This window comes from Rathayibacter sp. AY1D9 (assembly GCF_002932395.1).
Lineage (GTDB): Bacteria > Actinomycetota > Actinomycetes > Actinomycetales > Microbacteriaceae > Rathayibacter.
In genome coordinates, this window is sequence record NZ_PSVQ01000032.1 from 18,561 (window position 1) to 39,519 (window position 20,959).

Consider the following 20,959-nt stretch of genomic DNA (forward strand, 5'->3'; position numbering starts at 1 on the left):
GGGTCCCGTAGACGGGGGGCGGGGGAGGGGTGGCCGACATGATGGTCTCCGTTCCGGCGGCGGCGACGGGCGTCCCCCGTGCGCTCGGCGTCCATCGTGGCATGCGGCGACTCCCTGCGCACCGGGCCGCGCGGGACCTCCTCCTCGGGGATGACGGGGCTCCTCCCCGCGGCCCTGCAGGAGTGCACCCCGGCCGATCCCCGCGCAACCCCGCCGGGCGGTCCGCCTCCCGGTTATGATTGGCACTCAGAGTTGCGGAGTGCCAGGCTCCGCGCGGCGTCAGCGCCGCAGACGGTCGTGCCCGCGGGCACTCGGAGTCCGGCGGGAGGTCGGTCGTATGGTCACGGAGCGCGGTCTCCAGGTCCTGCGCGTGATCGTGCAGGACTACGTGGCGAACCGGGAGCCGGTGGGCTCCAAGTCGATCGTCGAGCGCCACGCGTTCGGCGTCTCGGCCGCCACCATCCGCAACGAGATGGCCCAGCTGGAGGAGGAGGAGCTGATCGCGGCTCCGCACACGTCCTCCGGACGCGTGCCAACCGACAAGGGCTACCGCCTCTTCGTCGACCAGCTCGCCGACCTGCGCCCGCTCACCTCCGCGCAGCGCCAGGCGATCGAGACGTTCCTCGGGCAGAGCCCGGACCTCGACGAGGTGCTGGTCAAGACCGTCCGCCTGCTGTCGCAGCTCACCAACAGCGTCGCGCTCGTGCAGTACCCGTCGTTCGGAGCCGCACGGCTGCGCCACGTGGAGCTCGTCGCCCTCGCTCCCCGCCGCCTCCTGTCGGTGCTGATCACCGACACCGGCCGGGTCGATCAGCGCGTGCTCGAGACCCCGGAGGACGTGGACGACGCGCTCCTCGGCGAGATCCGCGCGAAGCTCAACACGGCCGTGCTGGGCCTCGGGCTCCAGCAGGCGGCCGAGACGCTCGGCTCCGTCGCGGAGCGCTTCAGCCCCGAGCGGCGCCACGTGCTGACGCCGATCGTGCAGACCCTGCTCGAGCAGGTCGGCGCCAACCGGCAGGACCGCCTGGTCATGGCCGGCGCCGCGAACCTCGTCCGCACCGAGGAGGACTTCTCGGGCAGCATCTATCCCGTGCTCGAGGCGATAGAGGAGCAGGTGGAGCTGCTGCGCCTCTTCGCCGAGATGACGCCGGACCCCCGGGGCATCTCGGTGCGCATCGGCCGCGAGAACGCGCCGTTCGGGCTGCAGGAGACCTCGGTGCTCACGAGCGGGTACAACACCGCGGGCGGCCAGGTCTCGCGCCTGGGCGTGCTCGGCCCGATCCGGATGGACTACTCCGGCAACATCACCGCGGTGCGCGCCGTCGCCCGCTACCTCTCCCGCCTCCTCGGCGAGGAGTAGGCCCGACCTCCCGGCCCCCGCCGGATCCCCCCGGTGCGCCGTGCCCGGCCCACCGACCCACGAACGAAGGACGAAGCCACCTGTGGCCGATCACTACGAAGTGCTGGGCGTCGACCGCGACGCCTCCGCCGACGAGATCAAGAAGGCGTACCGCCGACTCGCCCGCGAGCTGCACCCCGACGTCAACCCGAGCGCGGACGCCTCCGAGCGCTTCAAGCTCGTCACGCACGCCTACGACGTCCTGAGCGACGCCCAGCAGCGGGCGCAGTACGACCGCGGGCCCCAGGAGGGCTTCGGCGGCGGCGGCCAGGGCTTCGGCGGGTTCGGCGACATCTTCGAGACCTTCTTCGGGCAGGGCGCGCAGGGCTCGTCCCGCGGGCCGCGCTCCCGCCGCGAGCGCGGCCAGGACGCCCTGCTGCGCGTGGAGGTCTCGCTCGACGAGGTCATCTTCGGCACCCACCGCGACCTCGAGGTCGACACGGCGGTGCTCTGCGAGACGTGCCAGGGCTCGTGCTGCCAGCCCGGCACCTCGCCGGTGACCTGCGACATCTGCCACGGCTCCGGCCAGATCCAGCGCACGGTCCGCTCGCTCCTGGGCAACGTGATGACGGCGAGCCCCTGCGGCACCTGCCGCGGCTACGGCACCGTCATCGCGACCCCCTGCTCCACCTGCCAGGGCCAGGGACGCGTCCGCGCCCGCCGCACCATCCCCGTCGACGTCCCCGCGGGAGTCGACACGGGCCTGCGCCTGCAGATGCCCGGCAGCGGCGAGGTCGGCCCGGCCGGCGGCCCCAACGGCGACCTGTACCTCGAGATCAAGGTCAAGCACCACGACGTCTTCAGCCGCAACGGCGACGACCTGCTCTGCACCCTCGAGGTGCAGATGACGGACGCGATCCTCGGCTCCACGGCGTCGCTCAAGGCGCTCGACGGCGACATCGAGATCGAGATCAAGCCGGGCACGCAGAGCACCGAGATCGTCACGATCAAGGGACGCGGAGTCACGCGCCTGCGGGGCAGCGGACGCGGCGACCTCCGCATCGGCATCCAGGTCGTCACCCCGACGAAGCTGGGCCACCGCGAGCGGGAGCTGGTCCAGGAGCTCGCGAAGCACTACAAGCCGCAGAAGCCCGCGCTGACCCACTTCCAGCAGGGCCTGTTCTCCAAGCTCCGCGACCGCTTCCTGGGCTGAGCCCGTGGCGCACCACTACATCGACGAGTCGCTGGACTCCGGCGGCTTCGTCGTCGGGGGCCGGCTCGCGCTCACCGGCGCGGAGGCACGGCACGCCGCGACCGTCAGCCGAATCCGCGCGGGCGAGAGCGTCCGGGTCGGTGATGGGCGCGGACTCGTCGCGACCGCGGTCGTCGAGAGCGCGGAGCCGGCGCGAGTGGTGCTCGTCGTGGAGTCGGTGCAGGAGTCCCCGGTTCCGTCCCCGCGCCTTGTCCTCGTCCAGGCCCTCGCGAAGGGCGACCGCGACGAGCTCGCCGTGCAGGCGGCGACCGAGCTCGGGGTGGACGAGGTCGTCCCGTGGCAGGCCGCGCGGTCGATCTCGCGGTGGTCGGGCCCGAAGGAGGAGAAGGGGCGCGAGCGCTGGCGGGCCATCGTGCGCGAGGCGAGCAAGCAGTCGCTGCGCCCCCGGGTGCCCGAGGTCGCGCCGCTCGAGCAGGTGCGCGGTCTCGTCGCGCGCGCCGCGACGTCCCGCGTGCTGGTCCTCGAGCCCTCGGCGCAGGCGCGGCTCTCCCAGGTGGTCCCGGACGGACGCGACCTGGTGCTCGTCGTCGGGCCCGAGGGCGGCATCGCTCCGGAGGAGCTGCGGCTGCTCGCGGAGGCGGGCGCCGAGGCCGTCGCGCTCGGCGACTCCGTCCTGCGCACCTCGACCGCAGGTCCCGCTGCCATCGCCGTCCTCTCGGCCCGCCTGGGCCGCTGGTGACGCTCCTCCACAGCCGCCTCGGGGCGCCGGAGCAGGGTGCCGTGGGCGAACGCGGCGCCCGTCGCGCACGGGCCCCGTTTAAGATGAGTGCATGAGCGAACCTACCGTCTTCACGCGCATCGTCCAGGGCGAGATCCCGGCCGATGTGGTGTTCGAGAACGAGCGCATCCTCGCGATCACCGACATCGAGCCGAAGGCGCCCGTCCACCTCCTCGTCTTCCCGAAGACCCAGGAGCACGCCACGGTCGCCGCCCTCGCCGCCGCCGATCCCGCCCTGCTCGCCGAGATGGTGCAGGTCGCCCAGTCGCTCGCCGACGCCCACAGCAACGGTCAGTTCCGCCTCGTCTTCAACTCCGGCGAAGAGGCGGGCCAGACCGTGTTCCACGTGCACGCCCACGTCCTGGGCGGCCACCAGACGGAAGGCTCCCTTGCCACCGGTTGAGAACACGGGCGCGAGCCCCGACGAGCGTCCCGCCCCCGGCGCGGACGCGTCCGAGACGACGCGGCGCGTCGTCGCCGTCGACGGAGTCGCGATGGTGCGCCTCCTCGGACCCCAGGACCGCCTCATCCGAGCGGTCGAAGGACGATTCCCCGATGTCCGGGTGCACGTGCGCGGCAACGAGGTGACGCTCGACGGCGAGCGCGAGCCCGTCGCCGCGGCGACGCGCCTGGTGGAAGAACTGGTGCGCATGACCGCGAGCGGGCACGATCTCGACCCGGAGGGCGTGCGCGAGTCCGCCCGCATCCTGCAGAACGGCGGGCCGGTGAGCCCGGCCGAGGCGTTCGGCCAGGCCATCCTCACGGCACGCGGACGGAGCGTGAGGCCCAAGACGCTCGGGCAGCGCGAGTACGTCGACGCGGTCGATCAGAACACCATCGTCTTCGGCATCGGCCCGGCCGGAACCGGCAAGACCTACCTGGCGATGGCGAAGGCCGTGCAGTCGCTGCAGCGCAAGGAGGTCGAGCGGATCATCCTGACCCGCCCGGCGGTCGAGGCGGGGGAGCGGCTGGGCTACCTGCCCGGCTCGCTCACCGACAAGATCGACCCGTACCTGCGCCCGCTCTACGACGCGCTGAACGAGATGATGGACCCCGAGATCGTCCCGAAGCTGCTCGCGGCCGGCACGATCGAGGTCGCACCGCTCGCCTACATGCGCGGGCGCACGCTCAACAACTCGTTCGTCGTGCTCGACGAGGCGCAGAACACGACGCCCGAGCAGATGAAGATGTTCCTCACCCGCCTCGGCTTCGGCTCCAAGATGGTCGTCACCGGCGACATCACCCAGGTCGACCTGCCGACCGGCGCGAGCGGACTCCGCCTCGTGACGCGCGTGCTCGACGGCATCGACGACATCCACTTCTCGCGCCTGACCAGCGAGGACGTGGTGCGCCACAGCCTGGTCGGCCGCATCGTGGACGCGTACACCGAGTACGACCAGCAGAAGCAGGCGCAGCACTTCGAGCGCGAGCAGGCCCGGGAGTTCGCGAACCGCGCCGAGCGCCGCGGCCAGGCCGCCCGCCCCCGTGAGCATCGAGATCAACAACGAGTCGAGCGTCCCCGTCGACGAGGCCGCCCTGCTGCGCCTCGCCGGCTACGCGCTCGACTCGCTCCACGTCCACCCCGACGCCGAGCTCGCGATCGTGCTGGTCGACGAGGGCGCGATGGAGCAGCTGCACGTGCAGTGGATGGACGAGCCGGGGCCGACCGACGTGCTCAGCTTCCCGATGGACGAGCTGCGTCCCGGGACCGAGGACGAGCAGACCCCCGCGGGGCTCCTCGGCGACATCGTGCTCTGCCCGCAGGTCGCGCAGTCCCAGGCCGAGTCGGCCGGCCACTCCGTGCTCGACGAGCTGCAGCTGCTGACCGCCCACGGGCTCCTGCACCTGCTCGGCTTCGATCACGCCGAGCCGGAGGAGGAGCGCGAGATGTTCGGCATCCAGCGCGACATCCTGGTCGGCTTCCACATCAGCGAGCGACGCCGCTAGAGCGCGCCGTGCCCACTCTCCAGCTCCTCATCGCCGCCCTCGCGCTCGTCGCCGTCGGCGGCTGGTTCGCCGCGACCGACGCCGCCCTCGGCGTCCTCTCGCGCAGCGACCTGCTCGACATGGCCCAGCACTCCCGCAGCGCCCGCGCTCTCCGCGCGATCGCGGGCGACATGAGCGCCCACGTCAACGTCGTCAACTTCTCGCGGATCGCGGCCGAGACGACGGCCGCGGTGTTCGTCACCACGGTGCTGGTCGTCGAGGTCCCGCAGCTCTGGCTCGCGCTCCTGCTGGCGGTCCTGATCATGGCGGCGGTCTCGTTCGTCCTGGTCGGCTCCAGCCCGCGCAGCGTCGGGCGCGCGAACGCGCGTGCGGTCCTGTCCACCAGCGCCTCGCTCGTGCACGTGCTCCGGCTCGCGCTGGGTCCGGTCGCGCACGGGCTCGTGGCTCTCGGCAACCGGGTGACGCCGGGGACCGGGCGCTCGGCGGGGTTCTCCTCCGAGGAGCAGCTGCTCAGCATGGTCGACGAGGCGACCGAGCAGGACGTGCTCGAGCAGGACGACCGCGAGCTGATCCACTCGATCTTCGAGTTCAACGACACCTTCGTCCGCGAGGTGATGGTGCCCCGCACCGACATGGTGACGATCGAGGCGACCTCCTCCGTCGGCGCCGGCATGGGGCTCCTGCTGAGCCGCGGCATCTCCCGGCTCCCCGTCATCGGCGACGGCGTCGACGACGTCCTCGGCGTGCTCTACCTGCGCGACGTGGCCCGGCACACCTACGAGCGGCCGGACGACGACGACACGGTCGCCGATCTCGCGCGCCCCGCGCTGTTCGTGCCCGAGTCGAAGAAGGCCGACGAGCTGCTCCGCCAGATGCAGCTCGAGTCCAACCACCTCGCGATGGTGGTCGACGAGTACGGCGGCATCGCGGGCCTGGTGACGCTCGAGGACCTGATCGAGGAGCTCGTCGGCGACATCTCCGACGAGTACGACCGCGAGGTCGACCTCTTCGAGGAGACGGCGCCCGGGGTCTACCGCGTCTCGGCGCGCCTGCCGGTGGACGAGCTCGGCGAGCTGTTCGAGCTCGACCTCGAGGACGACGACGTCGACTCGGTCGGCGGACTGCTGACCAAGGCCTACGGGCGCCTCCCCGAGCGCGGCGCGACGGCGCGGATCGGCGGAGTGCTGCTCGAGGCCGAGCAGGCGGACCCGCGCCGTGGGACCATCTCCACGGTGATCGTCCGCCGCGATCCCGATCTGGACACCGCCGGCGAGCCCGGCACCGGCCCCGTCGCGATCATCGCGGACGGCGGCACCACCACCCCCAGCCCGAGCACGGCTCCCACCCGCGGAGCCACGGGCGATCAGCACGAGGACGCACGATGACCGACACCACTCCCGCCGCCGCTCCCTACCGGGCGGGCTTCGTGTCCTTCGTCGGCCGCCCGAACGTGGGCAAGTCGACGCTCACGAACGCCCTCGTCGGCGAGAAGATCGCCATCACGAGCTCGAAGCCACAGACCACGCGGCGCGCTATCCGCGGCGTGGTGCACCGCACCGACGGCCAGCTGATCGTCGTCGACACCCCCGGCATCCACCGGCCGCGCACGCTCCTCGGCGAGCGGCTGAACTCGCTCGTCACCTCGACCCTCGGCGACGTCGACGTCATCGGGATGCTGTTCCCCGCGGACGAGCCGATCGGCCCGGGAGACCGCTTCATCAACGAGCAGCTCGACTCCTTCCCGCGCGCTCGGAAGGTCGCTATCGTCTCGAAGGTCGACCTCTCCTCGAAAAAGTCCGTGGCGAAGCAGCTGCTCGCCGTCTCGGAGCTGCGCGAGTGGGACACGATCGTGCCGATCTCGGCCGTGACCGAGGAGCAGCTGGACGTCCTGGCCGTCGAGCTCCTGCGCCTGATGCCGGTCTCGCCCGCCCTCTACCCGGAGGAGGCGGTGACCGACGAGGACCTGTCCTCGCGGATCGCCGAGTTCATCCGCGAGGCCGCCCTCGAGGGCGTCTCGGACGAGCTGCCGCACTCCCTCGCCGTGACGCTCGATGACATGGTCGAGCGCGAGGACGGCTCGCTGATCGACATCTACGCCAACGTCTTCGTGGAGCGCGACAGCCAGAAGGGCATCATCATCGGCAAGGGCGGCCAGCGTCTGCGCGAGGTGGGAGCCGTCTCCCGCGAGCAGATCGAGCGCCTGCTGGGCCGTCGCGTGTTCCTCTCCATCCGGGTGAAGGTCGCCAAGGAGTGGCAGCGCGACCCGAAGCTGCTGGGGCGCCTGGGCTTCTGACGCCGGAGGACGACCGCGGTCACCCTCCAGGACGACGCCCCCGGGCGCGCGGACCCGTAGCGTGGTCCTCATGCGCGCCCTCCTCGACCGACCGGCGGCCCTGCCGATCGCCGGGGCGCTGCTCGCCGCCCTCCACCTGCTGCTCGGGCTCACCGGGGTCACTCCGACCGAGCGGATCGCCGGCGGCCTCGTGCTCGCGCTGGCCCTCGCGGTCGCGGGATTCCTGCCCGCGCTCGCCCCCTCGCTCGTCGCGGTCGGCGCGCTCGCCGACGGAGGCGTCCTGCTCGGCGGCGTCCCCGTCGACGGGGTGCTCGTCGGCCTGGTCGTCCTCTGGCAGACGACCCGCCGGGTGGGCCCCTGGACCCGTGCCCTGGCGCTCGCGGGCGGCCTGATCCTCGCCGGGATCGGCGGCGTCACCGTCGCGCTCGGCCTCTCCGGCCCGCTCGATCCGTCCGGGCTCCCGGCGCGCGTGGAGTTCGCCGTCCTCGCCCTGGTCGCCCTCGCGGTCGCCTCCGTGCTCGGTGCGGCGAAGGTCCTCGTGTACCTCAAGGCGCTGCGGGCGCCGGTCCTCGCGGGCGATCGGATCGACGCGCTGCTGACCCGGGTCGCCGGGCCGCAGGACCCGTTCGCGGTGGGGGTCGCCGGTGGTCAGGCGCTGGTGCTCCTCCTCGTCGCCGGCCTCCCGTTCGCCGGGGTGGACGGCGCGATGCAGCTGCTGGTCGCGGGCGTGCTCGCGGTCGCGCTGGTGCTGCACCGGCGGTCCCCGGTCCTCGCCCTCTCGATCGCCTGGGCCGGCGCCGCCCTGCAGATGAGCGCGAGCCTCGCTCCCGGACCCGCGGATCTGGCCATCCTGGCCGTCCTCTTCGGCGCCGGCGCGTCGGAGTCGCGGCGGGTGCGGATCGCGGGCGCGGTGTCGGCCGTCCTCGGCGCTGTGGTCGCCGTCGTCTACCTCGTCCTCGTCTTCGACCTCGTCGCGAGCGCCTACGACGGCCTCCTGTCGGCCGGAGCCACCTTCGGCGGGATCCTCGCGACGCTCGGCCTCTCCTGGACCATCGGACTGCTCTCCCGGTCGGTCCGCCGGGCGCGTGAGGGCCAGACCCTGCGCGCGCAGGCCGAGCAGGAGCGCGCCCGGGCGCAGCGCGAGCTCGACACCGTGGAGGAGCGCAACCGGATCGCCCGCGACATGCACGACGTCGTCGCCCACTCCCTCGCCGTCGTGATCGCGCAGGCCGACGGCGCGCGCTACCTCGGCGCCACCAGCCCCGAGCAGACCGACACCGCGCTGCTCACCATCTCCTCCGTCGCCCGGGACGCCCTCGGCGACGTGCGCGTGCTCCTCGCCCAGCTGCGGCACTCGCAGAGCGACGGCCCGCAGCCCGGCGCCCGCGACCTGCCGGCCCTCCTCGACAGCGTGGGCGGAGCCGGAGCCCCCGTCCGCGCCGAGCTCGCCGTCGACCTGGAGGCGGTGCCGCGCGCCGTCGGTCTGGCCCTGTACCGCATCGCCCAGGAGGCGACCACGAACGCTCTCCGCCACGGCCGCCCGGGCTCGCCGCTCGACATCGCCCTGCGCCAGGACGGCGGCGAGCTCGCCCTGACCGTGCGCAACGCCCGGTGCGCCGACGTCGAGCGCGACTCCCTGCCGGGCGAGGGCCACGGCCTGGTCGGCATGCGCGAGCGCGCCGCGCTCGTCGGGGGAGTGCTCGCCGCCGGCCCGGTCGGGGACGACTTCGTCGTCGACGCGCGCCTGCCCTCCTCCCCGTCCCTCGCCCGCACCGCCCCACCCCTCGCCTCCGGAGGCAGCCCCGCATGACCGACACCATCCGCCTCGTCCTCGTCGACGACCAGGCCCTCTTCCGCGCCGGCATCCGCATGCTGCTCGGCTCGCAGCCCGACCTCGAGGTGGTCGGCGAGGCCTCGGACGGGGCGGAGGGCGCGGAGCTGGTCGCGCGGCTGGCCCCCGACGTCGTGCTGATGGACATCCGGATGCCGGGCGTCGATGGGATCGAGTCGACCCGGCGGATCCTCGCGGACGCGCAGGAGCGGCGGGTCGAGCCTCCGCGCATCCTCGTGCTGACCACCTTCGACCTCGACGAGGCCGCCGCGCGCGCCATCCGGGCAGGTGCGAGCGGCTTCCTCCTGAAGGACACGGAGCCCGGCTTCCTCCTCGCCTCCGTCCGCACCGTGCACGCGGGGACCGCCGTGGTCGCCGCCTCCGCGACCCGCGAGCTCTTCGAGCACTTCGGAGCGGCGGGCAGCGGACGCGAGACCCCGCCCGCCTTCGCGACCCTCACCGACCGCGAGCGCGAGATCTTCCACCTGGCCGCGCGGGGGATGAGCAACACCGAGATCGCGCGCGCCGAGTTCCTGAGCGAGGCGACGGTGAAGACGCACATCAGCCGCACCCTCGGCAAGCTCGGCCTGCGCGACCGCGTGCAGCTGGTGGTCTACGCCTACGAGAACGGCCTGGTCTCCTAGAGCGGGACGCCGGGGTGACGCGCCGCGGGGGCGGTGCTACCCTGACCGGGTGCGCTTCGGACAGCTCCTCCTTCTCCGCCGCGACGAGATCTGATCCTCAGGCCATCCTCGTCGCGGAGTCCGTCGTCGGCTGAACCATCCCTCGCCCGCGAGGTCGATCCGCATCCGGATCCCCGCGAGACCGCCCGACCGGCACCGCCCACCAGCGGAGCCGCACGCGAGCGGGATCGGTCACGAGCGAGAACAGACACGTGCGCACCACTGCGCCGGGAGAGCACCTCATGCTGAACAACCAGAAGCCGTCGCCCATGCCGATCGGCAAGTACCGTCCCTTCCACGAGCTGATCGCCGTGGACCTGCCTGACCGCACCTGGCCGTCGAAGCGCATCACGACCGCGCCCCGCTGGTGCGCCGTGGACCTCCGCGACGGCAACCAGGCGCTCATCGACCCGATGAGCCCCGAGCGCAAGCGCATCATGTTCGATCTGCTGGTCCGGATGGGCTACAAGGAGATCGAGGTCGGGTTCCCGAGCGCGAGCCAGACCGACTTCGACTTCGTGCGCAGCCTCATCGAGGAGGGCGCGATCCCCGAGGACGTCACCATCCAGGTGCTGACCCAGGCCCGCGACCACCTGATCGAGCGCACCTACGAGTCGATCCGCGGCGCGCGCCAGGCGATCGTGCACCTCTACAACTCCACGAGCGTGCTGCAGCGCGAGGTCGTGTTCCGCAAGGACCGCCAGGGCATCATCGACATCGCGCTGGCCGGCGCCCGCAAGTGCCGCGAGATGGAGTCGACCGTCCCCGGCACGGCCGTCTACTACGAGTACTCGCCCGAGAGCTACACCGGCACCGAGCTCGACTTCGCCCGCGAGATCTGCGACCGGGTCGTCGAGGTCTTCGAGCCGACTCCCGAGCGCAAGGTCATCCTGAACCTGCCCGCCACCGTCGAGATGACCACCCCGAACGTCTACGCCGACTCGATCGAGTGGATGAGCCGCAACCTCGCGCAGCGCGAGAACATCGTGCTGTCGCTGCACCCCCACAACGACCGCGGCACGGCCGTGGCGGCCGCCGAGCTGGGCTACCTGGCCGGCGCGGACCGGATCGAGGGCTGCCTCTTCGGCAACGGCGAGCGCACCGGCAACGTCGACCTGGTCGCGCTGGGCGTGAACCTGTTCACCCAGGGGATCGACCCGCAGATCGACTTCAGCGACATGGACGGCATCAAGCGCACCGCCGAGTACTGCAACCAGCTGCCCGTGCCCGAGCGCAGCCCCTGGGCGGGCGACCTGGTCTTCACCGCCTTCAGCGGCTCGCACCAGGACGCCATCAAGAAGGGCTTCGAGGCGATGCACGCCGAGGCCGAGGGGACCGGCCGCAGCGTCGACGAGCTCACCTGGGCCGTGCCCTACCTGCCGGTGGACCCGAAGGACCTGGGCCGCTCCTACGAGGCGGTCATCCGCGTCAACTCGCAGTCCGGCAAGGGCGGAGTCGCGTACCTGCTGAAGACGGACCACGCGCTCGACCTGCCGCGCCGACTGCAGATCGAGTTCTCGGGCGTCGTGCAGGCCAAGACCGACGCCGAGGGCGGCGAGGTCACGAGCGAGCAGATCTGGACGGTGTTCCAGGACGAGTACCTGCCCGCGCCCGCCGAGCGCGCCGACGAGAAGTGGGGCCGCTTCGAGCTGCTGCGCACGAACACGTCGAGCGATCTGGGCGGCAGCATCGCGCTGGACGCGGTCCTCCGGGTGGGCGACGAGCGCGTCTCGGCCAGCTCGCGGGGCAACGGCCCGATCAACGCCTTCGAGGCCGTGCTGGAGCAGCAGGGCGTCGAGGTCCGGGTCCTCGACTACGTCGAGCACGCGCTCAGCGCCGGCGGCGACGCGCTGGCCGCCTCGTACGTCGAGTGCACGGTGAACGGCCGCACCCTGTGGGGCGTCGGCGTGGACGCCGACATCTCGACCGCCTCCCTCAAGGCCATCGTCTCGGCCGTCAACCGCGCCCTGCGCGAGGAGGTCCCGGTCCGCGAGCTGGCCGGCGCCTCCGCCTGATCGGGCCCGATCCCCGCCGGGGGAGCCGTGATGCGTCGCGGCTCCCCCGGCGTTCCCGTGCGCGGACCGCGCGGGACTCCGCTCCCTGCGTCCGGGTCGGCCGCCGCTAGGTCCGGCGGCGCCAGCGCAGGCGCGGCACCCCGCTGAGCGCGCGCTGCTCGGGCAGGCTCCAGCCGTAGCGGACCGCGAGCAGGCGGATGACCGTGGTCACGCCCACCGCGAGCGGCGCGGCGAAGTCGATCGTCACTCCGAAGCGCAGCGTGAGGACCAGGACGCCGGTGCCCACCGAGGCGGCGACCGCATAGAGCGAGCCGACGTGCATCAGCGCGATCGGCCGGTTCAGCAGGATGTCTCGGACGACGGATCCGCCGACGGCCGAGACGGTGCCGACGAACACGGCCGGCACCTCCGGCACGCCGAGCGACAGGGCCTTCGTGGTGCCGATCGCGCCGAAGAGCCCGAGGGTCAGCGCGTCGAGGGCGGTGATCGTCCCGTCGACCCGGTTCAGCAGGTGCTGGAGCAGCATCCCGAGCAGGGAGGCGGTCACCGCGACGATCAGGTACGCGTCGGTGTGCAGGGCCACCAGAGGCGTCTGGAGCAGCAGATCGCGGAGCACGCCGCCGCCGAGGCCGGTGGCCGTGCCGATGATCGTGACGCCGAGCAGGTCGATCCGGCGGTCGCGGAACTCGCCCGCGAACATCGCGCCCTGGAGGCAGCCGATGGCGATCGCGAGCAGGTCGGCCCAGGCCGGGATCTCGAAGAGGGAGGCTGCCACCCGGACATCGTTCCACGGCGCGGGCCCTGCTCCGGCCGGGCTGCCAGCCGGGTGTCGGGGGTCGGGGGGATAATCGGAGGATGCCCACCTATCGCGACGAAGCCGTGGTGCTCCGCACGCACAAGCTGGGCGAGGCCGACCGCATCGTGACGCTGCTCTCGCGCAGCCACGGCAAGATCCGCGCGGTGGCGAAGGGCGTGCGCAAGACCGGCTCCAAGTTCGGCTCGCGGCTCGAGCCGTTCATGGTCGCCGACCTCCAGCTCTACGAGGGCCGGAGCCTCGACATCGTCACGCAGGCCGAGTCGCTCGGCGCCTACGGTGCGCTGATCGCCGCCGATTACGACAGCTACACGGCGGCGAGCGCGATGGTCGAGACGGCGGACCGCCTCACCGACGCGGACGCCTCCCTGCAGCAGTACCTGCTGCTCGTCGGGGCCCTGCGCTCGCTCTCGAAGCACGAGCACGAGCCGGTGCTGACGCTCGACTCCTACCTCCTGCGGGCGCTCTCGATCGCGGGCTGGGCGCCCAGCTTCGAGGACTGCGCGCGCTGCGGCGCCCCCGGGCCCCACGGCGCGGTCGTGGTGCAGCTCGGAGGCGTCGTCTGCGCCGACTGCACGCCGCCCGGAGCACCGCGGGTCGCTCCGGAGGTCGTGGTCCTGCTGGGTGCGCTGCTCACGGGAGACTGGGCCCACGCCGAGACCACCGAGCCGACCACGCGGTCGCGGGCGAGTGGAGTGGTCGCCGCCTACACGCAGTTCCACCTCGAACGCGGTCTGAGATCCCTGGAGCACGTCACCCGATGAAGCCCTTCACCCACAAGGACGCCGAGCCGTACCGCCCTCTCGACTGGACCGGGATCCACCCGCCCGCGATCCCGCGGAAGGCCGTTCCGGGGCACGTCGCCATCGTGATGGACGGGAACGGCCGCTGGGCGAACTCCCGCGGCCTGACGAGGATCGAGGGGCACAAGCGCGGCGAGACGGCGCTGCTGGACGTCGTGGCCGGAGCGATCCAGATCGGCGTGAAGCACCTCAGCGTCTACGCGTTCTCGACCGAGAACTGGAAGCGCTCGCCCGAGGAGGTGCGCTTCCTGATGGGCTTCAACCGCGACGTGCTGCACCGCCGCCGCGATCAGCTCAACGAGTGGGGCGTGCGCATCCGCTGGGCCGGGCGGAAGCCGCGCCTGTGGGCGTCGGTGATCAACGAGCTGCAGTTCGCCGAGCGGATGACCGCGGACAACGACGTGCTCACCCTCACCATGTGCGTCAACTACGGCGGGCGCACCGAGATCGCCGACGCGGTGCAGCGGCTCGCCGCCGAGGTCCAGGCGGGGCGGCTCAAGCCCTCCGGCATCTCCGAGAAGACGATCGCCCGGGCGCTCTACGTGCCCGAGATGCCGGACGTCGACCTCTTCGTGCGCTCCTCCGGCGAGCAGCGCACCAGCAACTTCCTGCTCTGGCAGAGTGCCTACGCCGAGATGGTGTTCCTCGACCGGCTCTGGCCGGACTTCACGCGGACCGACCTCTGGGACGCGATCGAGCACTACTCCGGCCGCTCCCGCCGCTTCGGCGGCGCGGTCGACGTGCCGGGGGCCTCCTCGTGATCCGGGTCGGAATCGTCGGCTTCGGGCTCGCGGGTAGCGTCTTCCACGGTCCGTTCCTCGCGGCGGATCCCGCTTTCGAGGTCGTCGCCGTCTCCACCCGCGACGCCGGTCGGAGGGCCGCGGCCTCCGCCGCGCATCCCGAGGCCCGGATCGTGCCCGACCTCGACGCGGTGCTCGCCGAGCGGCCGGAGCTGGTCGTGCTCGCCTCGCCGCCGTCGGTGCACCGGGAGCAGGCCGTCCGAGTGCTCGAGGCCGGAGTCGCGGTCGTGATCGACAAGCCCTTCGCACCGAGCACGGCCGACGCGGACGCGATCATCGCCGCCTCCGAGCGGAGCGGTGCGCCCGTCTTCGTCTTCCAGAACCGGCGCTGGGACGCCGATCTGCTCACGCTCCGCCGCCTCCTGGGCGAAGGGGTCCTCGGCGAGGTCCTCCGCTTCGAGTCGACCTTCGAGCGCTGGAGCGCGCCGAAGACGGGCCGGTGGCAGAGCGAGACGGGTCCGGCCGAGGGCGGCGGGATCCTCTTCGATCTCGGCAGCCACCTGGTCGACCAGGCGCTGCTGCTGTTCGGCCCGGCGGTCGTCACGGCGGCCGAGGCCCGGACCGTCCACGAGGGCTCGGCGAGCGAGGACGACGCGTTCGTCTCGCTCCTGCATCACAGCGGCGTCCGCTCCCACCTCACCATGAGCCGCGTCGCCCGGGCGACCGGCTCCCGCTTCCGCGTGCTCGGCACCCGCGCCGCCTTCAGCGTCGACGGTCTCGATCCGCAGGAGACCGCGCTCCGCACCGGCGGCGCCCGACCGGACGACGACGGCTTCGGCGAGGTCGCGCCGGAGGGATGGGGCGTCCTCGTCGACGACTCCGGCGCACACCCCGTGTCGAGTGAGCGGGGACGCTACGCCGCGTTCCTCGAGCAGGTCGCGCGGTCGCTCCAGGACGGCGCTCCCTCGCCGGTCGACGTCCGCGAGGCCCGCGAGGTCGTCGCCGTGCTCGAGCAGGCGCACGCCCTCGCCGCCCGCTGACCGGGCCCGCCGCCGACGCGCCCGGTCGCTCCCCGGTCTTGGCGATCCGGCTCCGGAGCGTCATCCTCGAGAGGTGAGCACCGCACTGCCGAACTCCGCCGACCTGCGCGCGCGCTTCGCCGGTGCCCGCGGCTACCACAACGCCTGCACCCTCGGTCTGCCGCCGCGGGAGACCGTCGAGGCGCTGCGGGCGGACCTCGACGGCTGGTCGTCCGGGGAGAGCACGGCCGCCGCCTACGGCGCTGTCGCCGAGCGCGCGCGTGCCTCGTTCGCCGCGATCTCCGGCGTCCCGGTCGACCGGGTCGCCATCGGCTCGCAGACCTCCGCCATGGCCGCCGTGCTCGCCGCCTCGCTGCCCGACGGGGCCCGCGTGCTCTGCATTGACGGCGACTTCTCCTCCATCGTGTTCCCCTTCCTCGCTCAGGCGCACCGCGGAGTGACCGTGCGCTCCGTCGCGCTCGAGGCGCTGGCCGACTCCGTCGACGACGGGGACGACCTCGTCGTCTTCTCCGCCGTGCAGTCCAGCAGCGGAGCGCTCGCCGATCTCGACTCCGTCCTCGAGGCGGCCGCGCGCCACCGAGTGCGGACCGCGTGCGACCTGACGCAGGCGGCCGGCGTCCTGCCGGTCGACGCCTCCCGCTTCGACGCGACCCTCACCCACGCCTACAAATGGCTGTGCTCGCCGCGCGGAGTGGCGTTCCTCACCGTCTCGCCCGCCTACGCGGCCGAGCTCGTCCCCGTGCAGGCGGGCTGGTACTCGGGGGAGGACGTGTGGTCGTCCTGCTACGGACCGGCCATGCACCTGGCCGAGAACGCCCGCCGCTTCGACGTCTCGCCGGCCTGGCAGGCGTTCGCCGGCGCCGAGGCGTCGCTCGCTCTGTTCCGCTCGCTCGACCTCGACGCGGTCTGGGCGCACGCCTCCGGCCTCGGCGACCTGCTGTGCGAGCGGCTTGACCGGGAGCCTCAGCACCGGGCGCTCGTGTCCTGGCCGGACGAGGGGGGAGCGGACCTGGAGCTGCTGCAGGCTGCGGGTCTGCGCGTCTCGGGCCGCGGCGGCCGGCTCCGCATCGCCTTCCACCTCTGGAACGACGAGTCCGACGTGGACGAGCTCGTCCGCGTGCTGCGGGAATAGCGGGGCGCCCCCTCCGTTGTCCTGGGGGTGAGTGCTGAGCCGAGCCCCCTGTCCGTCGACGTCTGGTCCGACATCGCCTGCCCCTGGTGCTACATCGGGAAGCGCCGGTTCGAGCGCGGGCTCGAGGCCTTCCGCGCCGCGCACCCCGAGGCTCCGGAGGTCGTCGTGGAGTACCGCAGCTTCGAGCTCTCGCCGGACACGCCGGAGGACTACCGCGGGGGAGAGGCGGCGTTCCTCGCCGAGCACAAGGGGATCCCGGAGGCGCAGGCGCAGCAGATGCTCGACTCCGTCACGGCGATCGCGGCGGGCGTCGGCCTCGACTACCACTTCGAGTCGGTGCGCCACGTCAAGACGGTCACCGCCCACCAGGCGCTCCACCACGCCAAGGAGAACGGACTGCAGCTCGAGCTCGTCGAGCGTCTCCTGAGCGCGTACTTCGTCGAGGGCCGCGACCTGGCCGATCCGGAGGTGCTCGCCTCGCTCGCCGGCGAGGTCGGGCTCGACCCGGCGGAGACGCGCCGCGCTCTCGAGGACCGGCGCTACCTCGGGCGGGTGCAGTCCGACATCGCGCAGGCCCGCGAGTACGGGATCTCGGGGGTGCCGTTCTTCGTCCTCGACGGGCGCTTCGGCGTCTCCGGCGCCCAGGAGCCGGCGGCGTTCACCGAGGTCCTCGAGCACGTGCTGGAGCAGCGGGCGGCCGTCGCGTGAGCGGGCCGTTCGAGATGCTCGGCGACTCCGGCGGGCCGCTGTGCGAGGACGGCGTCTGCGCCGTGCCGCAGGCCGCGGAAGCGCAGGCCGAGGCGCCGCCGATCACCGCGGAGGCTCCTCCACGGTGATGTCGGCGACGGTCGCGCCGTAGGCGGCCACGAGGGCGTCCGCGTCGACGAAGGCGCTGCGCCCGTCGGCGCCGGCTCCCATCGCGACGCGGCGGCCGAGGATCCGCTCGTCGGCGTAGACCGGCCAGGCCGTCGTGGACCCGATCGGGGTGATGGTGCCGCGCCGGTAGCCGGTCGCCTCGAGGGCGGCCGTCTCGTCCGGGAGGCGGAGCTTGTTCACTCCGACCACCGCGCGCAGCTTCGGCCACGCGATCTGCCGCCCGCCGGGGACCAGGGCGAACAGGTAGCCGCCGTCGTGGCGCTTCACCACGAGCGACTTCACGATGTCGCCGGGCTCGATGCCGAGCAGCGCGGCCGCCTCGTGCAGGCTGCCGGCAGCGGGCCTCTCCACGATCTCGACCGCAAGGCCGCGGGCGGACGCGTCCGCCTCCAGCCGCTGCGAACCGTCCTCCACAGGTGTGCTCCCGTTCATCTCTCCACCTCTCCGCTCGTCACTCCGCCTTCCCCAACACAGGATCTGGGAGAATCGATACCGATGTCCTCCACTCTCACGGCCGCCCCGCCCGCGCGCACCGCGCCGGCGCTCCGGATCGGCCCCCTCGAACTCGACGCGCCGGTGGTGCTCGCCCCCATGGCGGGCATCACCAACACGGCGTTCCGCCGCCTCTGCCGCGAGTTCGGCAACGGCCTCTACGTGAGCGAGATGATCACCTCCCGCGCGCTCGTCGAGCGCACGCCGGAATCGATGCGCCTCATCCGCCACCACCCCAGCGAGTCGGTGCGCTCGATCCAGCTCTACGGAGTGGACCCGGTCACCGTCGCCGAGGCGGTCACCATGCTCGTCGCCGAGGACCGGGCCGACCACATCGACCTCAACTTCGGCTGCCCCGTGCCCAAGGTCACCCGGAAGGGCGGGGGAGCGGCCCTGCCGTGGAAGCTCCCGCTGTTCCGGCAGATCGTCGAGGGCGCCGTGAAGGCCGCCGGCGACGTCCCGCTCACCGTCAAGATGCGCAAGGGCATCGACCCGGACCACCTCACCTACCTCGAGGCCGCCCGTGCCGCCGAGGGCGCCGGGGTCGCGTCGATCGCGCTGCACGCGCGCACCGCCTCCGAGTTCTACAGCGGGCACGCCGACTGGTCGGCGATCGCCACGCTCAAGGAGACGGTCACGAGCGTGCCCGTGCTGGGCAACGGCGACATCTGGTCGGCCGAGGACGCGCTGCGGATGATGGCCGAGACGGGCTGCGACGGAGTCGTCGTCGGTCGCGGCTGCCTCGGGCGCCCCTGGCTCTTCGGCGACCTCGCCGCCGCGTTCGCCGGCTCCGACGAGCGGTTCCGCCCTTCGCTCGGACAGGTCGCCGAGGCGTTCCGCCGCCACGCGGAGCTGCTCGTCGACTTCTTCGAGAGCGAGGAGCGCGGCTGCCGCGACATCCGCAAGCACGTCGCCTGGTACTTCAAGGGCTACGCCGTCGGCGGCGACCTCCGCGCTCGCCTGGCCACCGTCGAGTCGCTCGCGCAGCTCGACGAGCTCCTGGCGACGCTCGACTGGACGCAGCCCTATCCGGGCGAGGCGGCCGAGGGGCAGCGGGGCCGCGCCGGCTCGCCCAAGGTCCCCTCCCTCCCGGACCGCTGGCTCGAGTCCCGCGAGCTCGACGCCGGGCAGCGCGACGCGGTCTCGGCCGCCGAGATCCACAACAGCGGTGGATGACCGCGCGCTCTGGGGGTACTCGCTCGTCGACACCGAGCGATTCCTGCCGGAGGACCACTCGACTCGCCGCTCCGACTTCGCCCGCGACCGCGCCCGGCTCTTCCACTCCAGCGCGCTCCGCCGCCTGGCCGCGAAGACCCAGGTGCTCAGCCCCACGGCGGGCGTCGACTTCGCGCGCAACCGCCTGACCCACTCGCTCGAGGTGGCGCAGATCGGCCGGGAGCTCGCCACGAGCCTCGACCTCGACCCCGACGTCGTCGACACGGCCTGCCTCGCGCACGACATCGGGCATCCGCCGTTCGGGCACAACGGCGAGCGCGCGCTCAACACCTGGGCCGAGGGGATCGGCGGCTTCGAGGGCAACGCGCAGACCTTCCGGCTGCTCACGCGGCTCGAGCCGAAGGTTTTCGGCGACGACGCCCGCCCCTACGGGCTGAACCTCACCCGCGCCAGCATCGACGCGAGCTGCAAGTACCCCTGGCCCGACACGCGCTCGGTCGCCGACCCGTCGGGGCGCGCCAAGTTCGGCTTCTACGCCGACGACGCCCCCGCGTTCGCCTGGATGCGCGAGGGCGCCCCCGAGGGGGTGCGCTGCATCGAGGCCGAGGTGATGGACCTCTCGGACGACATCGCCTACTCCGTGCACGACTTCGAGGACGCGGTGGTCTCCGGCTACATCGACGTCGAAGCACTCGGCTCCCGCGCCGACCACGAGGACCTCGTGCAGTCGATGCACTCCTGGGTCGGCGGGGAGGTCGGACACGACGAGCTCGTCGCCGCCTTCGACCGTCTCGACTCGCTCGACGTGTGGGTCTCCTCCTGGGACGGCTCCCGCCGCGACCAGGCCCGGCTCAAGAACCTCACCAGCCAGCTCATCGGCCGCTTCGCCGCCGCCGCCACCGAGGCCACCCGCGAGGCGTACCAGCACCCCGACCTCGTCCGCTTCGGCGGCCACGTCGTCGTCCCCCGCGAGCAGCAGGCCGAGATCGCCGTGCTCAAGGGGATCGTCGCGACGTTCGTGATGTCGCGGAACACCCGCCAGCCCATCTACGCCCAGCAGCGCGAAGTCCTCACCCGCCTCGCCGACACCCTCCTCGACCGCGGCCCGGGATCCCTCGAGCCCGGCTTCGCCGAGGACTGGCACGCCGCCCCCGACGACGACGCCCGCCGCCGCGTCGTCGTCGACCAGGTCGCCAACCTCACCGACCAGAGCGCCCTCGCCTGGTTCGAGAGGCTGTGCTGATGCGCTGAGCCGGGCGGCGCCCGGCTCAGCTGTGCCGCCGGTCCCTGCCCGGCGTCACCGCGGTCGGCTTGCCGAGGTGGTGCGTTCCAGGGAGCGGGGTGCGTCCGCCTGAGGCGATCCGCTGTTACGCGGATCGGCCGTTCGGCGGTGCCGGTGGCACGCCGGTTCTCGGCCGGCGTGGCGCGGTCGGCTTCTCGGGGTGGTGCGGTTCGTGGAGCGGGGTGCGTCCGCCTAGGGCGATCCGCTGGCACGCGGATCGGCCGTTCGGCGGTGCCGGTGCACGCCGGTCACCGCCAGGCGTCACCGCGGTCGGCTTGTCGGGGTGGTGCGTTTCGTAATGCGGGGTGCGTCCGCCTGGGGCGATCCGCTGGCACGCGGATCGGCCGTTCAGCGGTGCCGGGGCACGCCGGTCACCGCCAGGCGTCACCGCGGTCGGCTTGTCGGGGTGGTGGGTTCCAGGGAGCCGGGTGCGTCGTCTGAGGCGATGTGCTGGTGTGCGGGTCGGCCGGTCGGCTCGGAGGGCGGGGAGGGCACCGCACCGCGA

General features: G+C 72.9%; 19 protein-coding genes and 1 pseudogene. 18 read left to right on the forward strand and 2 right to left on the reverse strand.

Going from position 1 to position 20,959, the window contains the following annotated elements:
* Positions 1–337: 337 nt before the first annotated feature.
* The 11 genes and pseudogenes from hrcA (at position 338) to leuA (ending at position 12,099) form a co-directional block, all read left to right on the forward strand.
* Complete coding sequence (hrcA, locus tag C5C50_RS12810; RefSeq protein WP_104223131.1) at positions 338–1,360, forward strand: heat-inducible transcriptional repressor HrcA; 1,023 nt, start codon at positions 338–340, stop codon at positions 1,358–1,360.
* 82 nt (positions 1,361–1,442) lie between these two features.
* Positions 1,443–2,552 (forward strand): molecular chaperone DnaJ, encoded by a 1,110-nt coding sequence (dnaJ, locus tag C5C50_RS12815; RefSeq protein ID WP_104225203.1) that lies wholly within the window; start codon positions 1,443–1,445, stop codon positions 2,550–2,552.
* Positions 2,553–2,556: 4 nt separating this feature from the next.
* Entirely contained in the window at positions 2,557–3,291 is a 735-nt protein-coding gene (locus tag C5C50_RS12820; protein WP_104225202.1) for a 16S rRNA (uracil(1498)-N(3))-methyltransferase, read from the forward strand.
* A gap of 91 nt (positions 3,292–3,382) precedes the next feature.
* Positions 3,383–3,733, forward strand: coding sequence for an HIT domain-containing protein (locus C5C50_RS12825; RefSeq protein WP_104225201.1), 351 nt, complete (start codon positions 3,383–3,385; stop codon positions 3,731–3,733).
* 91 nt (positions 3,734–3,824) lie between these two features.
* A pseudogene (locus tag C5C50_RS12830) lies at positions 3,825–4,838 on the forward strand (PhoH family protein); the annotation flags it as partial.
* Positions 4,816–5,277: an rRNA maturation RNase YbeY gene (gene ybeY, locus C5C50_RS12835; RefSeq protein WP_104223424.1), complete on the forward strand. Its 462-nt coding sequence runs from the start codon at positions 4,816–4,818 to the stop codon at positions 5,275–5,277. The pseudogene C5C50_RS12830 and the gene ybeY, both read left to right, overlap by 23 nt.
* Before the next feature lie 8 nt (positions 5,278–5,285).
* On the forward strand, positions 5,286–6,662 hold the full coding sequence (locus C5C50_RS12840) for a hemolysin family protein (protein WP_104223425.1): 1,377 nt from the start codon (positions 5,286–5,288) through the stop codon (positions 6,660–6,662).
* Complete coding sequence (gene era, locus C5C50_RS12845; protein ID WP_104223426.1) at positions 6,659–7,570, forward strand: GTPase Era; 912 nt, start codon at positions 6,659–6,661, stop codon at positions 7,568–7,570. Before C5C50_RS12840 ends, era begins: the two co-directional genes overlap by 4 nt.
* 70 nt (positions 7,571–7,640) lie before the next feature.
* Positions 7,641–9,380 (forward strand): sensor histidine kinase, encoded by a 1,740-nt coding sequence (locus C5C50_RS12850; RefSeq protein ID WP_146085898.1) that lies wholly within the window; start codon positions 7,641–7,643, stop codon positions 9,378–9,380.
* A complete protein-coding gene (locus C5C50_RS12855) occupies positions 9,377–10,045 on the forward strand; it encodes a response regulator transcription factor (RefSeq protein WP_104234459.1) in 669 nt (222 codons plus the stop codon). The genes C5C50_RS12850 and C5C50_RS12855 overlap by 4 nt, the downstream gene beginning before the upstream one ends.
* Positions 10,046–10,326: 281 nt before the next feature.
* Positions 10,327–12,099: a 2-isopropylmalate synthase gene (gene leuA / locus C5C50_RS12860; RefSeq protein WP_104273599.1), complete on the forward strand. Its 1,773-nt coding sequence runs from the start codon at positions 10,327–10,329 to the stop codon at positions 12,097–12,099.
* Positions 12,100–12,205: 106 nt separating this feature from the next.
* Here the strand turns inward: leuA and C5C50_RS12865 are convergent, their stop codons facing one another.
* Positions 12,206–12,874 (reverse strand): trimeric intracellular cation channel family protein, encoded by a 669-nt coding sequence (locus tag C5C50_RS12865; protein ID WP_104273600.1) that lies wholly within the window; start codon positions 12,872–12,874, stop codon positions 12,206–12,208.
* An 80-nt stretch (positions 12,875–12,954) separates the two neighbouring features.
* On the opposite strand from C5C50_RS12865, the gene recO reads away from it, so the two are divergent.
* The 5 genes from recO to C5C50_RS12890 all read left to right on the forward strand — a co-directional run bounded on the left by recO (position 12,955) and on the right by C5C50_RS12890 (position 17,336).
* Positions 12,955–13,677, forward strand: a complete 723-nt coding sequence (gene recO / locus C5C50_RS12870) for a DNA repair protein RecO (protein WP_104223431.1) — start codon at positions 12,955–12,957, stop codon at positions 13,675–13,677.
* A complete protein-coding gene (locus tag C5C50_RS12875; protein WP_104238220.1) occupies positions 13,674–14,477 on the forward strand; it encodes an isoprenyl transferase in 804 nt (267 codons plus the stop codon). Before recO ends, C5C50_RS12875 begins: the two co-directional genes overlap by 4 nt.
* Positions 14,474–15,496 (forward strand): Gfo/Idh/MocA family oxidoreductase, encoded by a 1,023-nt coding sequence (locus tag C5C50_RS12880; RefSeq protein WP_104273601.1) that lies wholly within the window; start codon positions 14,474–14,476, stop codon positions 15,494–15,496. Before C5C50_RS12875 ends, C5C50_RS12880 begins: the two co-directional genes overlap by 4 nt.
* Before the next feature lie 73 nt (positions 15,497–15,569).
* Positions 15,570–16,628 carry an aminotransferase class V-fold PLP-dependent enzyme gene (locus C5C50_RS12885; protein ID WP_104273602.1) on the forward strand — a complete coding sequence of 353 codons (1,059 nt, stop codon included), beginning with the start codon at positions 15,570–15,572 and terminating at the stop codon, positions 16,626–16,628.
* A gap of 27 nt (positions 16,629–16,655) precedes the next feature.
* On the forward strand, positions 16,656–17,336 hold the full coding sequence (locus C5C50_RS12890; protein ID WP_104226692.1) for a DsbA family protein: 681 nt from the start codon (positions 16,656–16,658) through the stop codon (positions 17,334–17,336).
* Between the two features lie 102 nt (positions 17,337–17,438).
* Here the strand turns inward: C5C50_RS12890 and C5C50_RS12895 are convergent, their stop codons facing one another.
* Positions 17,439–17,936 carry an aminoacyl-tRNA deacylase gene (locus C5C50_RS12895; protein ID WP_104223436.1) on the reverse strand — a complete coding sequence of 166 codons (498 nt, stop codon included), beginning with the start codon at positions 17,934–17,936 and terminating at the stop codon, positions 17,439–17,441.
* 63 nt (positions 17,937–17,999) lie between these two features.
* Here C5C50_RS12895 and dusB point away from each other — a divergent pair, with 63 nt between their 5' ends.
* Positions 18,000–19,172 (forward strand): tRNA dihydrouridine synthase DusB, encoded by a 1,173-nt coding sequence (dusB, locus tag C5C50_RS12900; protein WP_104223437.1) that lies wholly within the window; start codon positions 18,000–18,002, stop codon positions 19,170–19,172.
* Entirely contained in the window at positions 19,165–20,415 is a 1,251-nt protein-coding gene (locus C5C50_RS12905; protein ID WP_104260976.1) for a deoxyguanosinetriphosphate triphosphohydrolase, read from the forward strand. The genes dusB and C5C50_RS12905 overlap by 8 nt, the downstream gene beginning before the upstream one ends.
* Positions 20,416–20,959: the final 544 nt, after the last annotated feature.

Bases quoted from the DNA above. Each gene is read 5' to 3' on its own strand.
- hrcA (WP_104223131.1), top strand. From the start codon at position 338: ATGGTCACGGAGCGCGGTCTCCAGGTCCTGCGCGTGATCGTGCAGGAC.
- C5C50_RS12825 (WP_104225201.1), top strand. From the start codon at position 3,383: ATGAGCGAACCTACCGTCTTCACGCGCATCGTCCAGGGCGAGATCCCG.
- era (WP_104223426.1), top strand. From the start codon at position 6,659: ATGACCGACACCACTCCCGCCGCCGCTCCCTACCGGGCGGGCTTCGTG.
- C5C50_RS12850 (WP_146085898.1), top strand. From the start codon at position 7,641: ATGCGCGCCCTCCTCGACCGACCGGCGGCCCTGCCGATCGCCGGGGCG.
- C5C50_RS12855 (WP_104234459.1), top strand. From the start codon at position 9,377: ATGACCGACACCATCCGCCTCGTCCTCGTCGACGACCAGGCCCTCTTC.
- leuA (WP_104273599.1), top strand. From the start codon at position 10,327: ATGCTGAACAACCAGAAGCCGTCGCCCATGCCGATCGGCAAGTACCGT.
- recO (WP_104223431.1), top strand. From the start codon at position 12,955: ATGCCCACCTATCGCGACGAAGCCGTGGTGCTCCGCACGCACAAGCTG.
- C5C50_RS12875 (WP_104238220.1), top strand. From the start codon at position 13,674: ATGAAGCCCTTCACCCACAAGGACGCCGAGCCGTACCGCCCTCTCGAC.
- C5C50_RS12895 (WP_104223436.1), bottom strand. From the start codon at position 17,936: ATGAACGGGAGCACACCTGTGGAGGACGGTTCGCAGCGGCTGGAGGCG.
- dusB (WP_104223437.1), top strand. From the start codon at position 18,000: ATGTCCTCCACTCTCACGGCCGCCCCGCCCGCGCGCACCGCGCCGGCG.